20 protein-coding genes and 1 other RNA gene are annotated in these 16,767 nt (G+C 67.8%); 9 read left to right on the top strand and 12 right to left on the bottom strand.

What is annotated here, in order from left to right:
• Positions 1 to 89: 89 nt before the first annotated feature.
• From THPRO_RS00600 to THPRO_RS00585, 4 genes are read left to right on the top strand one after another with little or no spacing between them, the layout of a single operon-like run.
• A complete protein-coding gene (locus tag THPRO_RS00600; protein ID WP_038087382.1) occupies positions 90 to 1,349 on the top strand; it encodes a M48 family metallopeptidase in 1,260 nt (419 codons plus the stop codon).
• A gap of 28 nt (positions 1,350 to 1,377) precedes the next feature.
• Positions 1,378 to 1,728, top strand: coding sequence for a 4a-hydroxytetrahydrobiopterin dehydratase (locus tag THPRO_RS00595; RefSeq protein ID WP_038087384.1), 351 nt, complete (start codon positions 1,378 to 1,380; stop codon positions 1,726 to 1,728).
• Positions 1,725 to 2,660, top strand: a complete 936-nt coding sequence (gene rsgA / locus THPRO_RS00590; protein ID WP_052064082.1) for a ribosome small subunit-dependent GTPase A — start codon at positions 1,725 to 1,727, stop codon at positions 2,658 to 2,660. The genes THPRO_RS00595 and rsgA overlap by 4 nt, the downstream gene beginning before the upstream one ends.
• Entirely contained in the window at positions 2,657 to 2,929 is a 273-nt protein-coding gene (locus THPRO_RS00585) for a hypothetical protein (RefSeq protein ID WP_065089068.1), read from the top strand. Before rsgA ends, THPRO_RS00585 begins: the two co-directional genes overlap by 4 nt.
• 352 nt (positions 2,930 to 3,281) lie before the next feature.
• Here THPRO_RS00585 and THPRO_RS00580 read toward each other — a convergent pair whose 3' ends face one another.
• From THPRO_RS00580 to THPRO_RS00540, 9 genes are all read right to left on the bottom strand, one after another.
• Positions 3,282 to 3,626, bottom strand: coding sequence for a histidine triad nucleotide-binding protein (locus tag THPRO_RS00580; RefSeq protein WP_038087385.1), 345 nt, complete (start codon positions 3,624 to 3,626; stop codon positions 3,282 to 3,284).
• 43 nt (positions 3,627 to 3,669) lie between these two features.
• Positions 3,670 to 4,266: a recombination mediator RecR gene (gene recR, locus THPRO_RS00575; RefSeq protein ID WP_038087386.1), complete on the bottom strand. Its 597-nt coding sequence runs from the start codon at positions 4,264 to 4,266 to the stop codon at positions 3,670 to 3,672.
• A 2-nt stretch (positions 4,267 to 4,268) separates the two neighbouring features.
• Positions 4,269 to 4,592 (bottom strand): YbaB/EbfC family nucleoid-associated protein, encoded by a 324-nt coding sequence (locus THPRO_RS00570; protein ID WP_065089067.1) that lies wholly within the window; start codon positions 4,590 to 4,592, stop codon positions 4,269 to 4,271.
• 15 nt (positions 4,593 to 4,607) lie between these two features.
• Entirely contained in the window at positions 4,608 to 6,260 is a 1,653-nt protein-coding gene (gene dnaX, locus THPRO_RS00565; RefSeq protein WP_065089237.1) for a DNA polymerase III subunit gamma/tau, read from the bottom strand.
• A 50-nt stretch (positions 6,261 to 6,310) separates the two neighbouring features.
• Positions 6,311 to 6,407: signal recognition particle sRNA small type (ffs, locus tag THPRO_RS00560), an RNA gene on the bottom strand.
• 327 nt (positions 6,408 to 6,734) lie between these two features.
• On the bottom strand, positions 6,735 to 7,205 hold the full coding sequence (gene ybaK / locus THPRO_RS00555; protein ID WP_038087387.1) for a Cys-tRNA(Pro) deacylase: 471 nt from the start codon (positions 7,203 to 7,205) through the stop codon (positions 6,735 to 6,737).
• Positions 7,202 to 7,531 (bottom strand): antibiotic biosynthesis monooxygenase family protein, encoded by a 330-nt coding sequence (locus tag THPRO_RS00550; RefSeq protein ID WP_038087389.1) that lies wholly within the window; start codon positions 7,529 to 7,531, stop codon positions 7,202 to 7,204. Before THPRO_RS00550 ends, ybaK begins: the two co-directional genes overlap by 4 nt.
• The gene (locus THPRO_RS00545; RefSeq protein ID WP_038087393.1) at positions 7,528 to 8,085 is read right to left on the bottom strand and encodes a cysteine hydrolase family protein; all 558 of its coding nucleotides are present in this window, start codon (positions 8,083 to 8,085) and stop codon (positions 7,528 to 7,530) included. Before THPRO_RS00545 ends, THPRO_RS00550 begins: the two co-directional genes overlap by 4 nt.
• 72 nt (positions 8,086 to 8,157) lie before the next feature.
• Positions 8,158 to 8,892 carry an SDR family oxidoreductase gene (locus THPRO_RS00540; protein ID WP_038087395.1) on the bottom strand — a complete coding sequence of 245 codons (735 nt, stop codon included), beginning with the start codon at positions 8,890 to 8,892 and terminating at the stop codon, positions 8,158 to 8,160.
• Positions 8,893 to 9,088: 196 nt separating this feature from the next.
• Between THPRO_RS00540 and THPRO_RS00535 the strand changes: the two genes are divergently transcribed.
• Complete coding sequence (locus THPRO_RS00535) at positions 9,089 to 9,508, top strand: VOC family protein (protein WP_038087406.1); 420 nt, start codon at positions 9,089 to 9,091, stop codon at positions 9,506 to 9,508.
• A gap of 6 nt (positions 9,509 to 9,514) precedes the next feature.
• Here THPRO_RS00535 and THPRO_RS00530 read toward each other — a convergent pair whose 3' ends face one another.
• Entirely contained in the window at positions 9,515 to 10,345 is an 831-nt protein-coding gene (locus THPRO_RS00530) for a fumarylacetoacetate hydrolase family protein (RefSeq protein ID WP_038087411.1), read from the bottom strand.
• Between the two features lie 63 nt (positions 10,346 to 10,408).
• On the bottom strand, positions 10,409 to 11,395 hold the full coding sequence (locus tag THPRO_RS00525) for a TIGR00341 family protein (RefSeq protein WP_038087413.1): 987 nt from the start codon (positions 11,393 to 11,395) through the stop codon (positions 10,409 to 10,411).
• Between the two features lie 167 nt (positions 11,396 to 11,562).
• On the opposite strand from THPRO_RS00525, the gene THPRO_RS00520 reads away from it, so the two are divergent.
• The 4 genes from THPRO_RS00520 to THPRO_RS00505 all read left to right on the top strand — a co-directional run bounded on the left by THPRO_RS00520 (position 11,563) and on the right by THPRO_RS00505 (position 15,680).
• Positions 11,563 to 12,234, top strand: coding sequence for a cytidylate kinase-like family protein (locus THPRO_RS00520; protein ID WP_038087417.1), 672 nt, complete (start codon positions 11,563 to 11,565; stop codon positions 12,232 to 12,234).
• Positions 12,231 to 12,665, top strand: coding sequence for an ATP synthase F1 subunit epsilon (gene atpC / locus THPRO_RS00515; RefSeq protein ID WP_038087421.1), 435 nt, complete (start codon positions 12,231 to 12,233; stop codon positions 12,663 to 12,665). Before THPRO_RS00520 ends, atpC begins: the two co-directional genes overlap by 4 nt.
• Before the next feature lie 56 nt (positions 12,666 to 12,721).
• Positions 12,722 to 14,194, top strand: coding sequence for a cryptochrome/photolyase family protein (locus THPRO_RS00510; protein WP_052064083.1), 1,473 nt, complete (start codon positions 12,722 to 12,724; stop codon positions 14,192 to 14,194).
• A gap of 193 nt (positions 14,195 to 14,387) precedes the next feature.
• Complete coding sequence (locus tag THPRO_RS00505; protein ID WP_201786908.1) at positions 14,388 to 15,680, top strand: ABC1 kinase family protein; 1,293 nt, start codon at positions 14,388 to 14,390, stop codon at positions 15,678 to 15,680.
• Between the two features lie 62 nt (positions 15,681 to 15,742).
• Here the strand turns inward: THPRO_RS00505 and THPRO_RS00500 are convergent, their stop codons facing one another.
• Positions 15,743 to 16,651 (bottom strand): LysR family transcriptional regulator, encoded by a 909-nt coding sequence (locus THPRO_RS00500; RefSeq protein ID WP_038087424.1) that lies wholly within the window; start codon positions 16,649 to 16,651, stop codon positions 15,743 to 15,745.
• Positions 16,652 to 16,767: the final 116 nt, after the last annotated feature.

Here is a 16,767-nt window from a genome sequence, read left to right as displayed (position 1 = left end):
TCCATGCGCCAAGCCCGGTCGCTGCAAAAGCGCCGAGCGAGCACGTACACTAGACCCGGAATTCCGCACCGCCCCGATCTGGAGCCGCCATGCACGCGTTTACACTCGTCTTTCTCGCCGCCGTCGCGCTCGGCCTTGCGCTTCGTCTGTGGCTCGCCGCCAGGCAGATTGGCCATGTGCTCGACCACCGCACACGGGTGCCGGCGGATTTCGTCTCATCCATCCCGCTGGAAGCACACCAACGCGCCGCCGACTACACCGTCGCCCGGGTCCGCTTTTCCCGTCTGGAGATCGTTTTCGAGACCTTGATCCTGCTCGGCTGGACGCTGGGCGGCGGGCTCGACCTGGTCGACCGGCTGTGGCGCGCGTCCGGCTGGTCGCCGCTGCTGGCCGGCACCGCGACCGTACTCAGCGTGATCGTCATCGGCGCCTTGCTCGATCAACCCTTCGCGCTGTGGCGCACCTTCGTGATCGAGGCGCGCCACGGCTTCAACCGCACCCGCCCCGCCACCTACCTCGGCGATCTGCTGCTGCAGGCGCTGCTCCTGCTGATGCTCGGCGTGCCTCTGCTGTTGCTCATCCTGTGGCTGATGGGGCGAACGGGCAGCGTCTGGTGGCTGTACGTCTGGCTGGTGTGGACCGGCTTCAGCCTACTCATGGCCTGGGCCTTTCCGCGCTTCATCGCACCGCTGTTCAATCGCTTCGAGCCACTGGAGGAAGGCCCGCTGCGCGCGCGCGTGGAGGCGCTGCTCGAACGCACCGGTTTCCGCTCCAGGGGCATATACGTGATGGACGGTTCCAAACGTTCGGGCCACGGCAACGCCTATTTCACCGGACTCGGGCGCAACAAGCGCATCGTCTTTTTCGACACCCTGATCGACAAGCTCGAACCCGAGGAAATCGAAGCCGTGCTGGCTCACGAACTGGGACATTATCGCCACCGGCATGTACAGAAGGCCATGTGGCTAATGAGTGCACTCAGCCTCGCCGGTCTCGCACTGCTGGCCTGGCTGATGCAACAGCCCTGGTTCTACGCCGGTCTCGGGGTCAGCACGCCATCCACCCACATGGCCCTGCTGCTGTTTCTGATCGCCCTGCCGAGCTTCGCCTTCCCGCTCACGCCGCTGTTCTCCTGGCGCTCGCGCAAGCAGGAATTCGAGGCCGATGCCTTCGCGCATCTGCAGACCGGCGGTGCCACGCCGCTGGTGCATGCCCTGGTCAAACTGTACCGGGACAACGCCAGCACGCTGACGCCCGACCCGCTGCACTCGGCCTACTATGACTCGCACCCACCCGCCTCGATCCGGGTCGAGCACCTGCATCGACTCGATGCGGCGGACTCGCGCTGAATCCGACCTCAGAACAGAGGAGTCCCGCATGAATGACGGCATCACCCACACCCTCCGGCAAGGCCGCTGCGCGCCCTGCGAAGGCGGCGTGCCGCCGCTCGATCACGACGAGGCGGCACGCCTGATGAGCGGCCTGCACCCGGACTGGCAACGGGTCGAGGACGGCCGCGCCATCGCGCGGGAACTGGGCTTCGCGAACTTCCACGACACCATGGCCTTCGTCAACGCAGTCGCCTGGATCGCCCATCGAGAAGACCATCACCCCGATCTCGAAGTCGGCTACAACCGCTGTCGCGTGCGCTACTCGACCCATGCCATCGGCGGACTGTCGCGCAACGATTTCATCTGCGCCGCACGCGTGGACGCCCTGTTCTCATGACCCGAGGCCGGGTGGTCGCCCGTTTCGGTGCCGAACTGATCGTGCGCGACGATGCCGGTGGACTGCACAAGGCCGTTTCGCCGCGCAATCTGGTCAAACGCGGTCCCGAGCATCTACGCGCGCCGGTGTGCGGCGACGAAATCGAATACGAGGACGGGTTCGACAAGGCGGTGCTCACCGCGCTGCTGCCGCGGCGCAATTGCCTCGTGCGGCCGGATCATCGCGGGCGGCCGCGTGCCGGCGTCGCCAACGTCGATCAGGTCGTCATCGTGGTCGCCACCCGGCCGCCGCCCGACTGGGGGCTGATCGACCGCTACCTCGTCGGCACCGCCGATCTCGGCGCCAACGCGGCCATCGTCATCAACAAGATCGATCTCGCGCTGGCGCCGGCAGCCGCGGCGCATGTATCCGAGACCCGTACCCTGTATGCCGGCCTTGGATATCCAGTACTGTCCACCAGTACGCTCGACGGCAGCGGCATCGATGACCTGCGCGCACGACTCGCCGGGCGCACCAGTCTGTTCGTCGGCCAGTCCGGGGTCGGCAAATCCTCGCTCACGCATCATCTCGACCCGAACCTCGAAGTTCGAGTCGGCGAGTTGTCGGCACTCACCGGAGAGGGCCGCCACACCACTACCCACGCCCACCTCTATGCCCTACCCGGCGGCGGCGACCTGATCGACTCGCCGGGCGTGCGCGACTTCGCGCCGTTCGCGCCCGAGCGCGCATCGCTGCACGCCGGCTTCCCCGAGATCGCGGCGCGCATCGGCGACTGCCGCTTCCACAACTGCCAGCATCGCGCCGAACCGGGCTGCGCGATCAAGACCGCGGTCGAAGCCGGCGAAATCGCCGCCACCCGCCTGCGCAGCTTTCTGGAACTTTCGAACGAGCTCCGGAACTCCGTCCGCGGCGGCGACTCTATGAGTCCATGAAAACGGATCTCTGGCTACTGCTGCTGCTCGCCGCCTCGCTGGTCCTCAGCGCGCTGACCCTGTTGGGCTACCGGCATCCAGCCTGGGTACGTGCACGCAGCAGCGGCGAAGTGCTGCGCCGGCATGGCGTCGCGGCCTTGGTGTGCTATCTGTTGATGGCGTTGCTGCTGAGCGTGCACGACATCGACCGCCGCGGCTACGACCGACAATTCGAGTCCGCGGCACCGGCGGTTGCGGCTGCGCATCATGGCCGTCCGACAGCGAACTAGGGCCTGTTCACCCGATGGGCAGGCATGCTGTTGTGACAGAAGAACCGCCGTTCGAGGCGCGAGCAGCGCGGTTTGTGATGCCAAATCAGCGACGGGCAACGCCGAGTGGCGGTTTTTTCGGTCGCAGCCCGCAGGCCGGCCGGGGCCGCTTTTCGCGTCTCGCGGTGTTGCCGCTGACCCATGTCATGTGGCAGACCATGCCGCGCGCGGCACCAGGCGGCCACGAAAAGCGGCTCCGGCAGCACGCCATCCCATCGTGTGCACAGACCCTAGCGTCCATCGAACCGCCCTTCGGTATCCGCCAGCCCCGCAAGGCGCTCCGGCACCCACCACGGCGCGGCGCGAACCGCCCCTAGCCGGGCGGCCAACCCAGGGCGCGGCCGCCGAGTACATGCAAGTGCAGATGAAATACCGTCTGCCCGGCCTGCTCGTTGCAGTTGAATACCGTGCGGTAGCCCGCCTCGGCAAGACCGTGCTCGGCGGCGATGCGAGCCGCCGCAAGGTGCATTGTGCCGACCACCCCGGCGTCGTCCGGTGTCAGGTCGTTGAGCGTGGCGATATGCCGGCGCGGCACCACCAGCACATGCAGCGGTGCCTGCGGGTTGATGTCGCGAAAGGCCAGCACATCCTCGTCCTGATAGACCGGCTCGGCGGGTATCTCGCCGGCCACGATTCGGCAGAACAGGCAGTCGCTCATGGGCTTGTTTCCTGAAAAGGCATGAAGGAAGGGCGCGCCGCGCTCAATATTCGCGGCGCGATTCGAAGGCGTGGGTCAATGTGCCGCTGTCCAGATATTCCAGCTCGCCGCCCATCGGCACACCCTGCGCGAGCCGGGTCACGCGCACGCCATGGGCACGGGCCATCTCGCCGATGTAGTGCGCCGTCACCTCGCCCTCGACCGTCGGGCTGATCGCCAGAATCAGCTCGCGCAGCTCGCCCTCTCCCAGGCGCCGTTCGAGCCGGTCCAGACCGAGTTCCTCCGGACCGATGCCGTCCAGCGGCGACAGACGCCCCATGAGCACGTGATACACGCCCTTGAAGTGCGTCGCCTGCTCCATCACCTGTAGATGAGAGGGATTTTCCACCACGCACAGCAGACCGGCATCGCGCCGGGTATCGGCGCAGACCGCACACAGCTCGGTTTCGCTCAGGGTGCGGCAACGCTCGCAATGGCCGATGCGCTCGACCGCCGCACGCAGTGCCTCGCTCAGACGCAGGGCATCGTCGCGGTGGCGCTCAAGCAGGTGGTAGGCCATGCGCTGAGCCGATTTCGGTCCCACGCCCGGCAGGCACCGCAGAGCCTCGATCAATCCCTCCAGGAGGGGGCTGCGCGCCATGCCTAGAACGGCAGCTTGAAGCCGGGCGGCAGGTTGACGCCGGAAGCCATGCCGGAAAAGCGCTCCTGCGTGGCCGATTCTATGCGGTGGCTGGCGTCGTTGATCGCCGCGGCGATCAGATCCTCCAGCATTTCCTTGTCGTCGCCGAGCAGACTGGGATCGATGGTCACGCGGCGCGCCTCGTGACGCCCGGTCATGGTCACCTTGACCATGCCGCCGCCGGCCTCGCCAGTGACCTCCATGCCTGCCAGCTCTTCCTGGGCCTTCTGCATCTCGGCCTGCATCTGTTGCGCCTGCTTCATCAAATTCGCGATGGGACCCTTCATATTCTTTCCGTCCTCTCAAGTTTCATTCAAATCCGGCGCGTCCGTGCGCGGGCGCACGGAGCCCGGCACCACCTTGGCGCCCAGCTGCGCACGGATACCTTGTATCCATTCGTCCGTCTCGATCGAGTGCTCGGCTTCCGATTGCAGGCTTGCGGCGGCACGCTCGGCCTGCACGGCCGGTGTCTCGCCCACCGAATCCGCCACCTGGATATCCACGCGCACGGGCCGTCCGTCGACCTCCGACAGTGCCTCGATCAGGCGCTGTCGGGCCATTTCAGTGCACAGGTGTTCCGATGATCGCTCGATGGCCAGTCGGTAATGCCCGGCCTCCGCCGACATCAAACTGGTGTGGCTCGCCAGCTGTCCGGCGAGACCGCGCAGGCCGAGGGCCGCCACGCGCGCCGCCCACTGCCCCGCAGCGCCGCCGGCCGCCTCGGCGGAAGCCCTCGCAGGCGGGTCCGCAGCGGCCGCGGGCGCTGGCGCGGACACCGGCGCATAGACCGCCCTCGGTTCTGCGGTAGCAGGCGCCTGCGGCCGGGGCGAGACTGCCGCCCGTGGCGAGGCGTCTGCCGGCACCGTCTCCGCCGTGGCGGGGCGGAACGCCAGCATGCGCAGCAGCACCATTTCGAAGCCGCTGCGCGGGTCCGCCGCCAGCGGCAGGTCGCGTCGGCCGATCAGCGCGATCTGGTAGTAGAGCTGGACGTCTTCGGCGCCCAGCGTGGCCGCCAGTTCGCTCCAGGCGGCCTCCGCCTGCTCGTCGGCCGCTGCGACGCCGGCGATCTGGTACACCGCGATACGGTGCAGGGCGGACAGCAGCTCGGCCAGCACCGCCGCAAAATCGGCCGCCTGACCGGCCAGTTCGTCGACCACGTCAAGCATCGCCGCCGCCTCCCCAGCCGCCAATGCCCGCAGCAAACGGGGTACGGCGTCGCGCGAGATCGTGCCCAGCATGTCGCGCACGTCCGCCTCGTTGACCGAGCCGCCGCCATAGGCGACGGCCTGATCGAGCAGACTCAGCGCATCGCGCAGGCTGCCGTCTGCCGCACGCGCCAGCTCGCGCAGCGCCGCCGGCTCGCCGCCCAGCCCCTCGCGTTCGAGCACGCTGGCCAGCTGCTCGGCGATCGCCGTCTCGGGAATGCGCTTGAGGCCGAACTGCACGCAGCGGGAAAGAATCGTGGCCGGCAGCTTCTGCGGATCGGTGGTCGCGAGCAGGAACTGCACGTGCGGCGGCGGTTCCTCGAGGGTCTTGAGCAGGGCGTTGAAACTGTGCCCGGAAAGCATGTGCACCTCGTCGATGAGGTACACCTTGTAGCGCCCTCGGGTGGGTGCGTACTGCACGTTCTCGAGCAGCTCGCGGGTATCCTCGACCTTGGTGCGCGAGGCCGCGTCGACCTCGATCAGGTCGATAAAGCGGCCCTCGTCGATCTCGCGGCAGGCCGTGCACTCGCCGCAGGGTTCGGGCGTGACGCCGGTCTCGCAGTTGAGGCATTTGGCGAGTATGCGCGCCAGCGTGGTCTTGCCGACGCCGCGGGTGCCGGTGAACAGATAGGCGGGATGGATGCGCTGCTCGCGCAGGGCGTTGACCAGGGCTCGGCGCACATGCGCCTGCCCCACCAGTTCATCGAAATTGTGCGGGCGCCATTTGCGCGCCAGTGCCTGGTAGGTCATCGATAGGATCGGCGGCTGCCAAAGCTTGGGACTATACCGATTGGAGGCAACCCGCACCAGCACACCCCGGCACACGAGATCACTGCTACCGTTGCTCCCTTCCGGGCCTGGCGGGGTTTACAGTTTATCGTTGCGAGGGGCCGATGCGGGCCACCATGGGCATCCGGTTGCCAGGCGGCTTCCGGCGGCATGCGCGCGCCCGGCCATCCGGTTTCGCGCAGACCTCGTACAAAACGACGCCACCCATCGGGTGGCGCGCCGCTATTGTACACCCCCTCCCGCGCAGGACAAGCGGCCGTCTGCCCCGCTCCGGGATCGCCCGCTTCCACCCGGCCAACGGGCGGACAACCGCGCTGGAATCGGGAACGGACAAGGCGGGCAAGGCGGCCGGCGCGGCGAGATGTTGCGGATTGCACACCGGAGCGGCGCGCGGGCATCGAGACATTCGCGGCGCCGTGACCGAAAACGGATGCTCTATTCCACCGCGATGGCAGCGAAACGTCCGCCGGTGAGCGCCGCGAGGTCGTCCGGGGCCAGCTCGATCTCCAACCCCCGCCGCCCGGCGCTGACGAAGATCGTGGCGAGGCTGCGGGCGCTGTCGTCGATCACCATCGGCAGGCGCTTTTTCTGCCCCATCGGGCTGACGCCGCCGAGCACGTAGCCCGTGGCGCGGGTAACGGCGGCCGGCTCCGCCATCGCCGCCTTCTTCGCGCCGAGCGCGGCGGCGACGGCCTTGAAGGAGAGCTTGCACGGCACCGGCAGCACCGCCACGGCCAGCACGCCGGCATCCGTGGCCACCACCAGGGTCTTGAACACCCGCGCCGGATCGAGCCCGAGCTTGTCCACCGCCTCGTCGCCGTAGGCGGTCACCGACGGATCGTGCTCGTAGGCATGCACGGTATGCGCGATGCCCGTTTTCTTCGCCAGCTGCACGGCGGGCGTCATATCGTCGTGCCGTCGAAGGCGTGCGCGCGCTCGACCCGCGCCACGCGCAGGGCGTAGCGCGCGTACCAGCGGGCGCGGCCCTCGCGCTGTGCTGCCTGATGCTCGACGTGTCGCCGCCAGGCAGAGATCGATTCGAGATCGCGCCAGTAGGAGACTGTGATGCCGCCATCGGCCTCGTGTGCCGATTCGACGCCGAGAAAACCGGGCTGCGCGCGTGCCAGCGACAGCATGCGTGCCGCCGTCTCGGCATAGCCGGCGTCGTCCGCGCCGGACTGCGCCGTGAATATGACCGCGTAGTAGGGCGGCTCCGGCGTGACGGCGATCACAACGCCGCACCGATCGCTTCGGCAGCGCCTGCAATGCGTGCAAACTCACCGTGCAGGCTGGCCACTGCGGTGCGGTGCAGTTCGTCGGCGCCGTAATAGCGGCCGTCGTGGCCGACGCGCCCAAAGGTGGCGCAGGCGTCCTCCACGAGCATCACGCGAAAACCCAGATTCGCCGCCATGCGCACGCTGGTGGAAACGCAATGATCCGTGGTGAGCCCCGCCACCGCCAGCGCCTCGACACCCTGATCGCGCAGCCAGGCTTCGAGCCCGGTGCCGATGAAGGCGCTGTTGACCCGCTTTTCGAACACGGGCTCGCCCGCGAGCGGGGCGGCCTCGGGCTTGAAGGCAATGCCCGCGCCGGAGGGATGCAGCGGCGAGGCGGGCTCGGTCGAGAGGTGGCGCACGTGCACGACCGGGGCGCCGGCCGCGCGCCAGGCGGCGAGCAGCCGGGCGATCTCGCGTTCGGCCTGCGGCCGGTTGCGCGCGCCCCAACCCGGCGCGTCGAATCCCTGCTGCACGTCGATCAGCAGCAAGGCCGTGTCGTTGCCGCCCATAAGCGTCCCCTCCCCGCATCCCGCATGTGAAAACGCCGATTATAGCGTCGCCAACATCCGCTCGAATGCTGGCTAGGGATAGGTCTGCCGGGTCGGCATGACCAACAGTTCCTGGCAGTTCACGTTGGCTGGCTGGGCGAAGGCGAACACCAGTGCGTGGGCGATGTCCTCGGCGTGCAGCGCACCCAGCTTGTCGCGCCGCTCCCGCATCGCATCCTCGGGCACGTTGTAGCCCCACTGCGTATAGACCGCGCCCGGCTCGATCAGCGACACGCGGATGCCCTCCGGCCCCAGTTCCTTGCGCAGGGCGTCGTGAAATCCGACCACGGCGAACTTGGTCGCGTTGTACACCGACCAGCCCTCGATGCCGTGTCGGCCGCCGACGCTGGACACCGAGCTGATCATCGCGCCCTCACGCCCGCGCATCAGCGGGATCGCGGCCTGGGTGCAGTGGAGCACGCCATAGAGATTGGCGTCGATGGTCGCCTTCCATTGAGCCGGGTCGCTGTCCGCGAAGGCGCCGTTGTAGCCGACGCCGGCGTTGTTGAACAGCAGGTCGACGCCGCCGAAGCGCGACTTTGCCTGTTCGAAGAGCGTCTTGACCTGGGCCGGATCGCCGACGTCGGTCGACACCGCGAGACAGTCGTCGCCGAGCTCGGCGGCCAGCGCCTCGATCTTGTCGCGGCTGCGCGCGGCGAGCACGAGCTTGACGCCCTCCTCGGCCAGCACGCGCGCCGCGGCCTCGCCGATGCCGCTGGATGCCCCGGTAATCACGGCCACGGCGCCTTCGATGTTGCGTAGCTGCATAGTCGAACTCCTTACCGACATTCAGTACGGTATTGCCGAAAAATGAAATCGCCGCCGCGGTATATCGCAGGCGGCGTGCCGTCATCAGTCAGACCGATGGGTATGTGATGTGTTCCATGGGCGTGGCAGACACTTGCCCCACCGCAACACCGCGCGGGATACTGCCGCCTCGCCATCCGCAAACGGAAGCCGCGCCATGTCCCTGCAACCCTTCCATCTCGCCATCCCCGTGCGCGATCTCGCCGAGGCGCGACGTTTCTACGGCGAGGTTCTCGGGCTGCCGGAAGGCCGCAGTGCCGCGCACTGGGTCGACTTCGACCTCATGGGCCATCAGCTGGTGATCCATCATGCCCCGGGACATGCGGGCACCGCGGCCTTCAATCCGGTGGACGGAGAGTCCGTACCGGTGCCGCATTTCGGCGTGGTGCTCGACATGGCTTCCTGGCAGGCGCTGGCGGGACGCCTGCGCGAGGCCGGCGTGACCTTCGAAATCGAGCCGACCATCCGCTTCCCGGGCGAACCCGGCGAGCAGGCGACGCTGTTCTTCCGCGACCCGTCCGGCAACGCACTGGAATTCAAGGCCTTTCGCGACCTCGGCCAGCTTTTCGCGCGCTAGCCTGGCTCACGTAACCTCGTTCACCTGCTCGCCCAGTCCGGCGACCCTGGCGCGCACGCGGTCGCCGGGCCTGAGGAAACGGCCGCGCGCCATGCCGACCCCAGGCGGTGTACCGGTGGTGATCACGTCGCCCGGCTCCAGCACCATGAAGCGCGACAGATAGGACACGAGATAGGCCGGGCTGAAGATCATGGTCGCGGTGCTGCCGGACTGCATGGTTTCGCCGTTGACCTCCAGGGTCATGGCCAGCGACAGCGGATCGGGTACCTCGTCCGGGGTGACCAGCCAAGGGCCCAGCGGGCCGAAGCCGGGGGCGCTCTTGCCCTTGAGCCACTGCCCAGTGCCTTCGAGCTGCCAAGCGCGTTCGGAAACGTCGTTGCAGATGCAGTAGCCGGCCAGATGACCGAGCGCGTCGGCCTCCTCGACCTGCCAGGCGCGCCGCCCGATCACCAGCGCCAGCTCCACTTCCCAGTCCACCTTGGCCGCTCCAGGCGGCACCGGGATCGCGTCGTTCGGCCCGGCCATGCAGCCCGGTGCCTTGTTGAACACGATGGGCTCCTGCGGGATCGGCATGCCGGTCTCGGCGGCATGATCGGCATAATTGAGGCCGATACCGATGAACTGACGGGTGGCCGCCACGCAGGGTCCCAGTCGCACGCCGGCATCAACGGCGGGCAGCGAAGCGAGGTCCGCTCCGGTCAACGCCATCAGGCGTGCGGGATCGAGCGCGTCGCCCGCCAGATCGTCGCAACGGCCGCCGAGATCGCGGATCACGCCCGCATCGTCCAGCACGCCCGGACGCTCGCGGCCCGGTTCGCCGTAGCGCAGGTATTTCATGGCGGTATCCTCCTTGGCGATTGAAGCCGAACGCGCAGGCGCAGGCGCAGGCGGGCGAAAATATCAGCCGTGCAAGGTGCGCCGCAAGTAGATGACCAGCAGCAGAATCATCAGCGTGACCAGCCACATGACGAGATAGATCACGGTCGCGCGGCGCGCCCGTGCCTTGTCCACCCAGGTGCGCGGGCGGATGCCCTTGAGCAGGAACACAACCTTGCTGGCCAGGTTGACGCACACCACATTGACCGCCAGCAGCAGGCCGGCACCCGCGGCGCTCGCCCCTGCTCCGGCGCCGAGATACAGCCCCAGGGCGGCGGCAGGCGGCAACAGCGCGACCGCGACCATCACCCCGACGAGCACGCTGGACAGCCCGGTGGTCAACGACAGCGCGGCGGCGGCTCCGGAAGCCAGGGCCAACGCCACGGTGTCATAGCCGGTGATCGTGCGGGCGACCAGCTCGTGGCTCACGAGCAGACCGTGCGGCACGAAGGCACCGATCGCGGCGGACGCCGCGACCGCCAGGGCGACACCCGCGAGCAGGCTACCGACCGCCTTGCGCATCAGCGACAGATCGCCCAGCGCCGTACTCAGGCCGAAGGCGAGGTTGGGCCCCAGCAGGGGCGCGATCACCATCGCCCCGATGATCGCGCTGACGTTGTCCTCGATCATGCCGATCGCGGCCACCATGGTCGACAGCAGCACCAGCACCACGTAATTGGTGCCGAAACGCGCATCGCGCTCCACGCCCGCGTACAGCGACTCGCGCAGGGCCACGGCGGCATCCTCCTGCTGGCTTTCCGCCTCGTTCTGGCGCGGCAGCGCCACCTCGACCGGCAGCACCACGATATGCGCGCCGGGCTGGGCGCCGAGCACGTTCTGCAGCAGGTCCAGCGCCCGCTGCACCTTGTCGTCGGCCATCAGCAGGCGCATGAACTGCAGCCCGTCGTCATCCACCGCACCGGTTCGAAAATCCGTCGCCTTGATCTTCTCGCCGATCGCGGCGATGGTGTCGCGGCTGCTGGCTTCGGCGACCACTTCGATGATCTTCATTTCCTGCCCTCCTTGCCGGACTGCCCGCGATGCCCCCGTGTCCGCGGAGACAAAAGCGTAACCCGCCTCCGCCGCGTGCACCTCTGGACGGTAGCACGCCATCGGGGGATTGCATCGGGGCGGCGCCTGCACGACCATAAAAACCGCATGCCCTTCGGAAGCCGACCATGACACGCAGCGCACTCGAACGCTATCTGCTCACGCTGCTGCACGAAAGCGGCGTGCAGGCCGGCCCGCGCGCCGGCCCGCTGGTCGCGATCAGCCGCGACTACGGCGCCGGCGCCGGCGTGATCGCACCGCTGCTGGCTGCCCGGATCGGCGTGGCCTTCTATGACCATGCGGTGATCGACGGCGTCATCGAGCGCATCGAAGGCGACCCGGCGCTGATGCGCGAGTTGGACGAATCGGCCCCGCCGGGGCTGATCTCGCGGCTGCTGCACGGCTACGGCAACATCCCTTCGAGCGACGAATACGCCAAGGCCCTCGTTGAGCTGGTCCTGGCCATCGCCCGCCAGGGCGGCGTGATACTCGGGCGCGGCGTGCATCTCATCGCCAGCATTCCCGACATGTACCGCGTCTACCTGCGCGCCTCGCCCGAAACCTGTATCGCCCGGCTGGCGCAGAGGGACAGCCTGGACCATCAGGCCGCCGCAGACCGCTGGCACCGCATCGAGGCGGACAGGCGGACCTACCTGAAGCATCATTTCGGACGCACGCGGGATGCCTTCGACGACTTCGATCTCGTCGTCAACACCGACCACGTTGACACGCTCGAACGCGTGGTGGACATCATCGTGGCCGGCCTGCACGCACGTCAGCCCCATCGCTTGCACACATGAGCGAACACCGCCACGCACGCATTACGCTCAGCATCGTCACCGCCCAGGGCAGCCTGTTCTTCGGCACCGTAGAACGCGTGGTGCTGCCCGCCGAAGGCGGCGAAATGTGCGTCCTGCCAGGCCATACCCCCGTGCTCGCGCGCCTGATGCCCGGCGAGGCGCGCTATCTGAGCGACGACGCCTGGCAGTACCTGTATCTTGAAGGCGGCTATCTGGAAGTGCAGCCGACCCAGGTGACCGTACTCGCCGACACGGCCCTGCGCGCCCAAGACATCGACGCCCGCGCCGCCGAGGAGGCGGTCAAACGCGCCCGCAGCCGCGACCAGAGGGCGCGGCTGCCCTACGACAAGCAGCTCGCACATGCGGAACTGATCCGCGCGCTGGCCCTGCTCCAGGTCGCGCTCGATGCGCGGCGGCCGGGCAGACGCTAGCGGGCCGATATGCCGATAACCCGCGCGGCCCCACAACCTGGCAAGAGCCGAACTCGATGAACCAACGCCGCGAGGATACCGTCACGGGCCCGCCCGCCGCCATCGTCTGGTTCAGGCGCGATCTGCGCCTCGCGGACAACCCGGCGCTGCGGGCCGCCCGCGACGCGGGTATGCGCATCGTTCCGGTCTACATACATGCCCACGAGGAGGAAACCCCCTGGGCGCCGGGCGGCGCATCCCGGTGGTGGCTGCACCACAGCCTCGCCGCCCTGGATCGCGACCTGCGCCGCCACGGGAGCGGACTGGTCATCCGCCGTGGACCCAGCCTCGAAGCCCTGCGCCGACTCGCCCGCGAAACCGGGGCCGGCGCGGTGCACTGGAACCGCCTCTATGAACCCGCCGCGATCGCGCGCGACGGCGCCATCAAGCAGACCCTGCGTCAGGATGGCCTGGACGCACACAGCCACAATGCCGCCCTGCTGTTCGAGCCCTGGGCCCTGCAGACGCAAAGCGGCGGGCCCTACAGAGTCTTCACCCCGTTCTGGAAGGCCTGCCTGGGTTTGGGTCTTGCGGAAAATGCCGCACCGCCCCCCGAGGCGCTTGCGCTGATGGCGGCCGAATCCGAGTCTTTGAATACGCTCGGTCTCCTGCCGCAGCGCCCCTGGGCCGATGCCTTCGCCGATCACTGGCAGCCCGGCGAGAGGGGCGCGCAGGATGCGCTGGCGACGTTCCTCGATCGGGCCGCCGCTGACTATGCCGCGGGACGCGACCTGCCGTCGGAACGCGCGACCTCGCGGCTGTCCCCGCATCTGCATTTCGGCGAGATCGGCCCCCGCCAGATCGCGGCCGCGGCCCAGGCGCACATGGCCAGGAGTACGGATCGCGGCACCTTCTCCGGGCTGGAAACCTTTCTGCGCGAACTGGGCTGGCGCGAGTTTGCCCATCACCTGCTGTTCCACTTCCCGCAGACCTCGGAACGCAGCCTCGACGCCCGTTTCGAGGCCTTCCCCTGGACCCGCGATCACGCCTCCCGCCTCGAGGCCTGGCAGCGCGGGCGGACCGGAATTCCGCTGGTCGATGCGGGGATGCGCGAGCTTTGGCACACCGGCTGGATGCACAACCGCGTACGCATGGTGGTCGCGTCCTTCCTCACCAAGAACCTGCTGACCCCCTGGCAGGCGGGCGCGCGCTGGTTCTGGGACACCCTGCTCGACGCCGATCTGGCGAACAACACCCTGGGCTGGCAGTGGACGGCCGGCTGCGGGGCCGACGCCGCGCCCTACTTCCGGGTCTTCAACCCCGTGCTGCAAGGCCGCAAGTTCGATCCGCAGGGGCGTTACCTGCGCCGCTGGCTGCCCGAGCTCGCCCGGCTGCCGGACAAGGACCTGCACGCCCCGTGGGAGGCCTCGGCGCAGACCCTGCAGCACGCCGGCATCCGCCTCGGGCGTGACTACCCCAACCCCCTCGTCGATCTGGCAGTCAGCCGCAAGCAGGCCCTCGCCGCCTACCAGAGCATCAAGACGGCGTAACCCACAAGCCGAGCCTTCTTCGTATCGAGCGGCGGAACCTTGTGCCGCATGCCAGCCTCAAAAATCGAGCCGGTTGCCGAGCAATGCCGCTACGCGACAGCCCGGCGCCTGATGGCGCATGATGATCCGATCCGGAAACACCCCCATTCCAGATACACCGCTCGGGAAGCATCGAATGTCCAGGGAATACCGCATGCCCAGCTCGCGCCTCGCCCGGCTCGCCAAGATGGGTCGACTGGCCGGCGGCTTGGCCAGCGGCGTGGTGAGCGAGGGCGCACGCCAGCTCGCCAAGGGCAACCGCCCGCGGCTCGACCAGCTCCTGCTGACGCCGGCGAATGCGCGGCGTCTGGGCGACCGGCTGTCCGAGATGCGGGGCGCGGCCATGAAACTCGGCCAGCTCATCTCCATGGACAGCGGCAACGTCCTGCCGCCGGAACTGAGCGAAGCCCTCGCCCGCCTGCGCGACAAGGCGCACTACATGCCGCTGGGCCAGGTTGCGCAGGTGCTCGAAAACGCCTGGGGCAAGAACTGGGACCGGGATTTCACGCGTTTCATCTTCACCCCGCTGGCCGCCGCCTCCATCGGCCAGGTGCACGACGCGCAGCTGCGCGACGGCCCGCGGGTGGCAATCAAGGTGCAATACCCCAGCGTGCGCCAGAGCATCGACAGCGATGTCGACAACATGGCGACCCTGCTGCGCCTCACGCATGCCCTGCCATCCGAATTCGATCTCACGCCCCTGCTCGCGGAGGCCAAGCGTCAATTGCACGACGAGGCCGACTACCTGCTCGAGGCCGGGCATATCGCGCGCTATGCCGAACACCTGGGCGACGACCCGCGCTACGAGCTCCCGCTGACCCTGCCCGAACGCACCACCGCCGAGGTGCTCTGCATGCACTTCCTCGATGGCCAGCCCATCGAGACCCTGGCCGCACTCCCCAGGACGCAGCGCACGCAACTTGCGACCGATCTGCTGGAACTCGCCCTGCGCGAGGTCTTTGTCTGGGGCGTGGTTCAGACCGACCCGAACTTCGCCAATTACCGCTTCAACCCCGCCAACGGCAAACTGCAACTGCTCGATTTCGGCGCAACCCGCGTCTACACGCCGCCCTTCCGCGACGCCCTGCGCACCCTGCTGCTGTCCGCCATCGACGGCAGCGAGGACGACCTCGCCCGTGCCGCCGCGCAGGTCGGCTATTTCACCGAGGACGATCCGCTACGCTACCGCCAGGCCTTCGTGAAGGTGCTGGGCATTGCCGCCGAACCGGCCCGCCGCGACGTCCCCTTCGTCTTCGCCGGTTCCGACCTGCCCCGACGCATGCGCGACGCGTTGATACAGCTACGCTTCCACGACCGCTTCAGCCGAATCCCGCCCGCCGACATCCTTTATCTCCACCGCAAGATCAGCGGCATGTACCTGCTGATGGCGCGCCTCGAAGTCGCCCTGCCGCTGAGAAAGATCGCCCGGAAAACCGTATCGGCCTAGTCGCCAGACCAAGCGCGCCGATCCGGGCACCAAACCTAGAATCTGAATCGCACCGACGGGCCTCAGGCGTGCGGCACGAACAGCTGCACGTGACTGAGCAGGAAGTCGTGGAAGGTCGCGGCCACGACGGAGAGATTCTTGCCCTTGGGGCGCACGATGTACCAGGCGCGGCGGATCGGGAAGCCTTCGACGTCGAGCACCGCCAGCTCGTTCTGGATGGGGTCGAAATTCAGCGTGCTGCGCGACAGCAGCGCCAGACCCAGTCCGCCTGCCACGGCCTGCTTGATGGCCTCGTTGCTGCCCAGCTCCATGCGGATGTTGAGCGGCACGCCCTGCTCCTGGAACAAACGCTCCATGGTCATGCGCGTGCCCGAACCCTGCTCGCGTACCAGAAAGGTTTCATCGCCCAGCGCGGCAAAGGGAATGCGTCTGCGATCCGCCAGCCGGTGCCCGACCGGTGCGATCACGACGATCGGGTTGTCCATGAAGGCTTCGCTCTCGATGTCCATGTCGTCTGGCGGCACGCCCATGACGTAGAGGTCGTCCTCGTTGCGCGCCATGCGGTCCAGCACCCGGTCGCGGTTGACCACTTCGAGCGAAATGTCGATGCCCGGGTACTGACTGCAGAACGGGCCGAGGATCCGGGGCATGAAGTATTTGGCGGTGGTCACCGCGGCGATTTTCAGCCGCCCCTGCTTGAGGCCCTTGAGATTGGCGACGGCCTGCTCGAAACGGCCCCAGGTATTCAGCCAGTCGGCACAGGTGGCGTAAAGCTCCTGCCCGGCCTCGGTGAGAAAGACCTTCTTGCCGACCTGCTCCAGCAACGGCAGCCCGACCTGTTCGTGCAGGGCACGAATCTGTTTCGACACCGTGGGCTGAGTGACGTGCATTTCCTCGGCGGCGCGCGAAAAGCTGCGCAGCCGAGCCACTGCCTCGAAGGCCTGTAACTGGCGCAGGGTGACATGCATCATGGTCGTATCTCCCGCAGAACTATAGCCTTAAGGATATCGTTTTTATAACGACTATTCATTTTTATTCATTTCACATCTTCCCTAGACTCCCCAGCCATCAGCGATTCGTTTCGCAA

The sequence above is a fragment of the Acidihalobacter prosperus genome, assembly GCF_000754095.2.
In the GTDB taxonomy this organism is placed as follows: Bacteria; Pseudomonadota; Gammaproteobacteria; order DSM-5130; family Acidihalobacteraceae; genus Acidihalobacter; species Acidihalobacter prosperus.
This window is presented reverse-complemented; position numbering and strand designations above follow the sequence as displayed.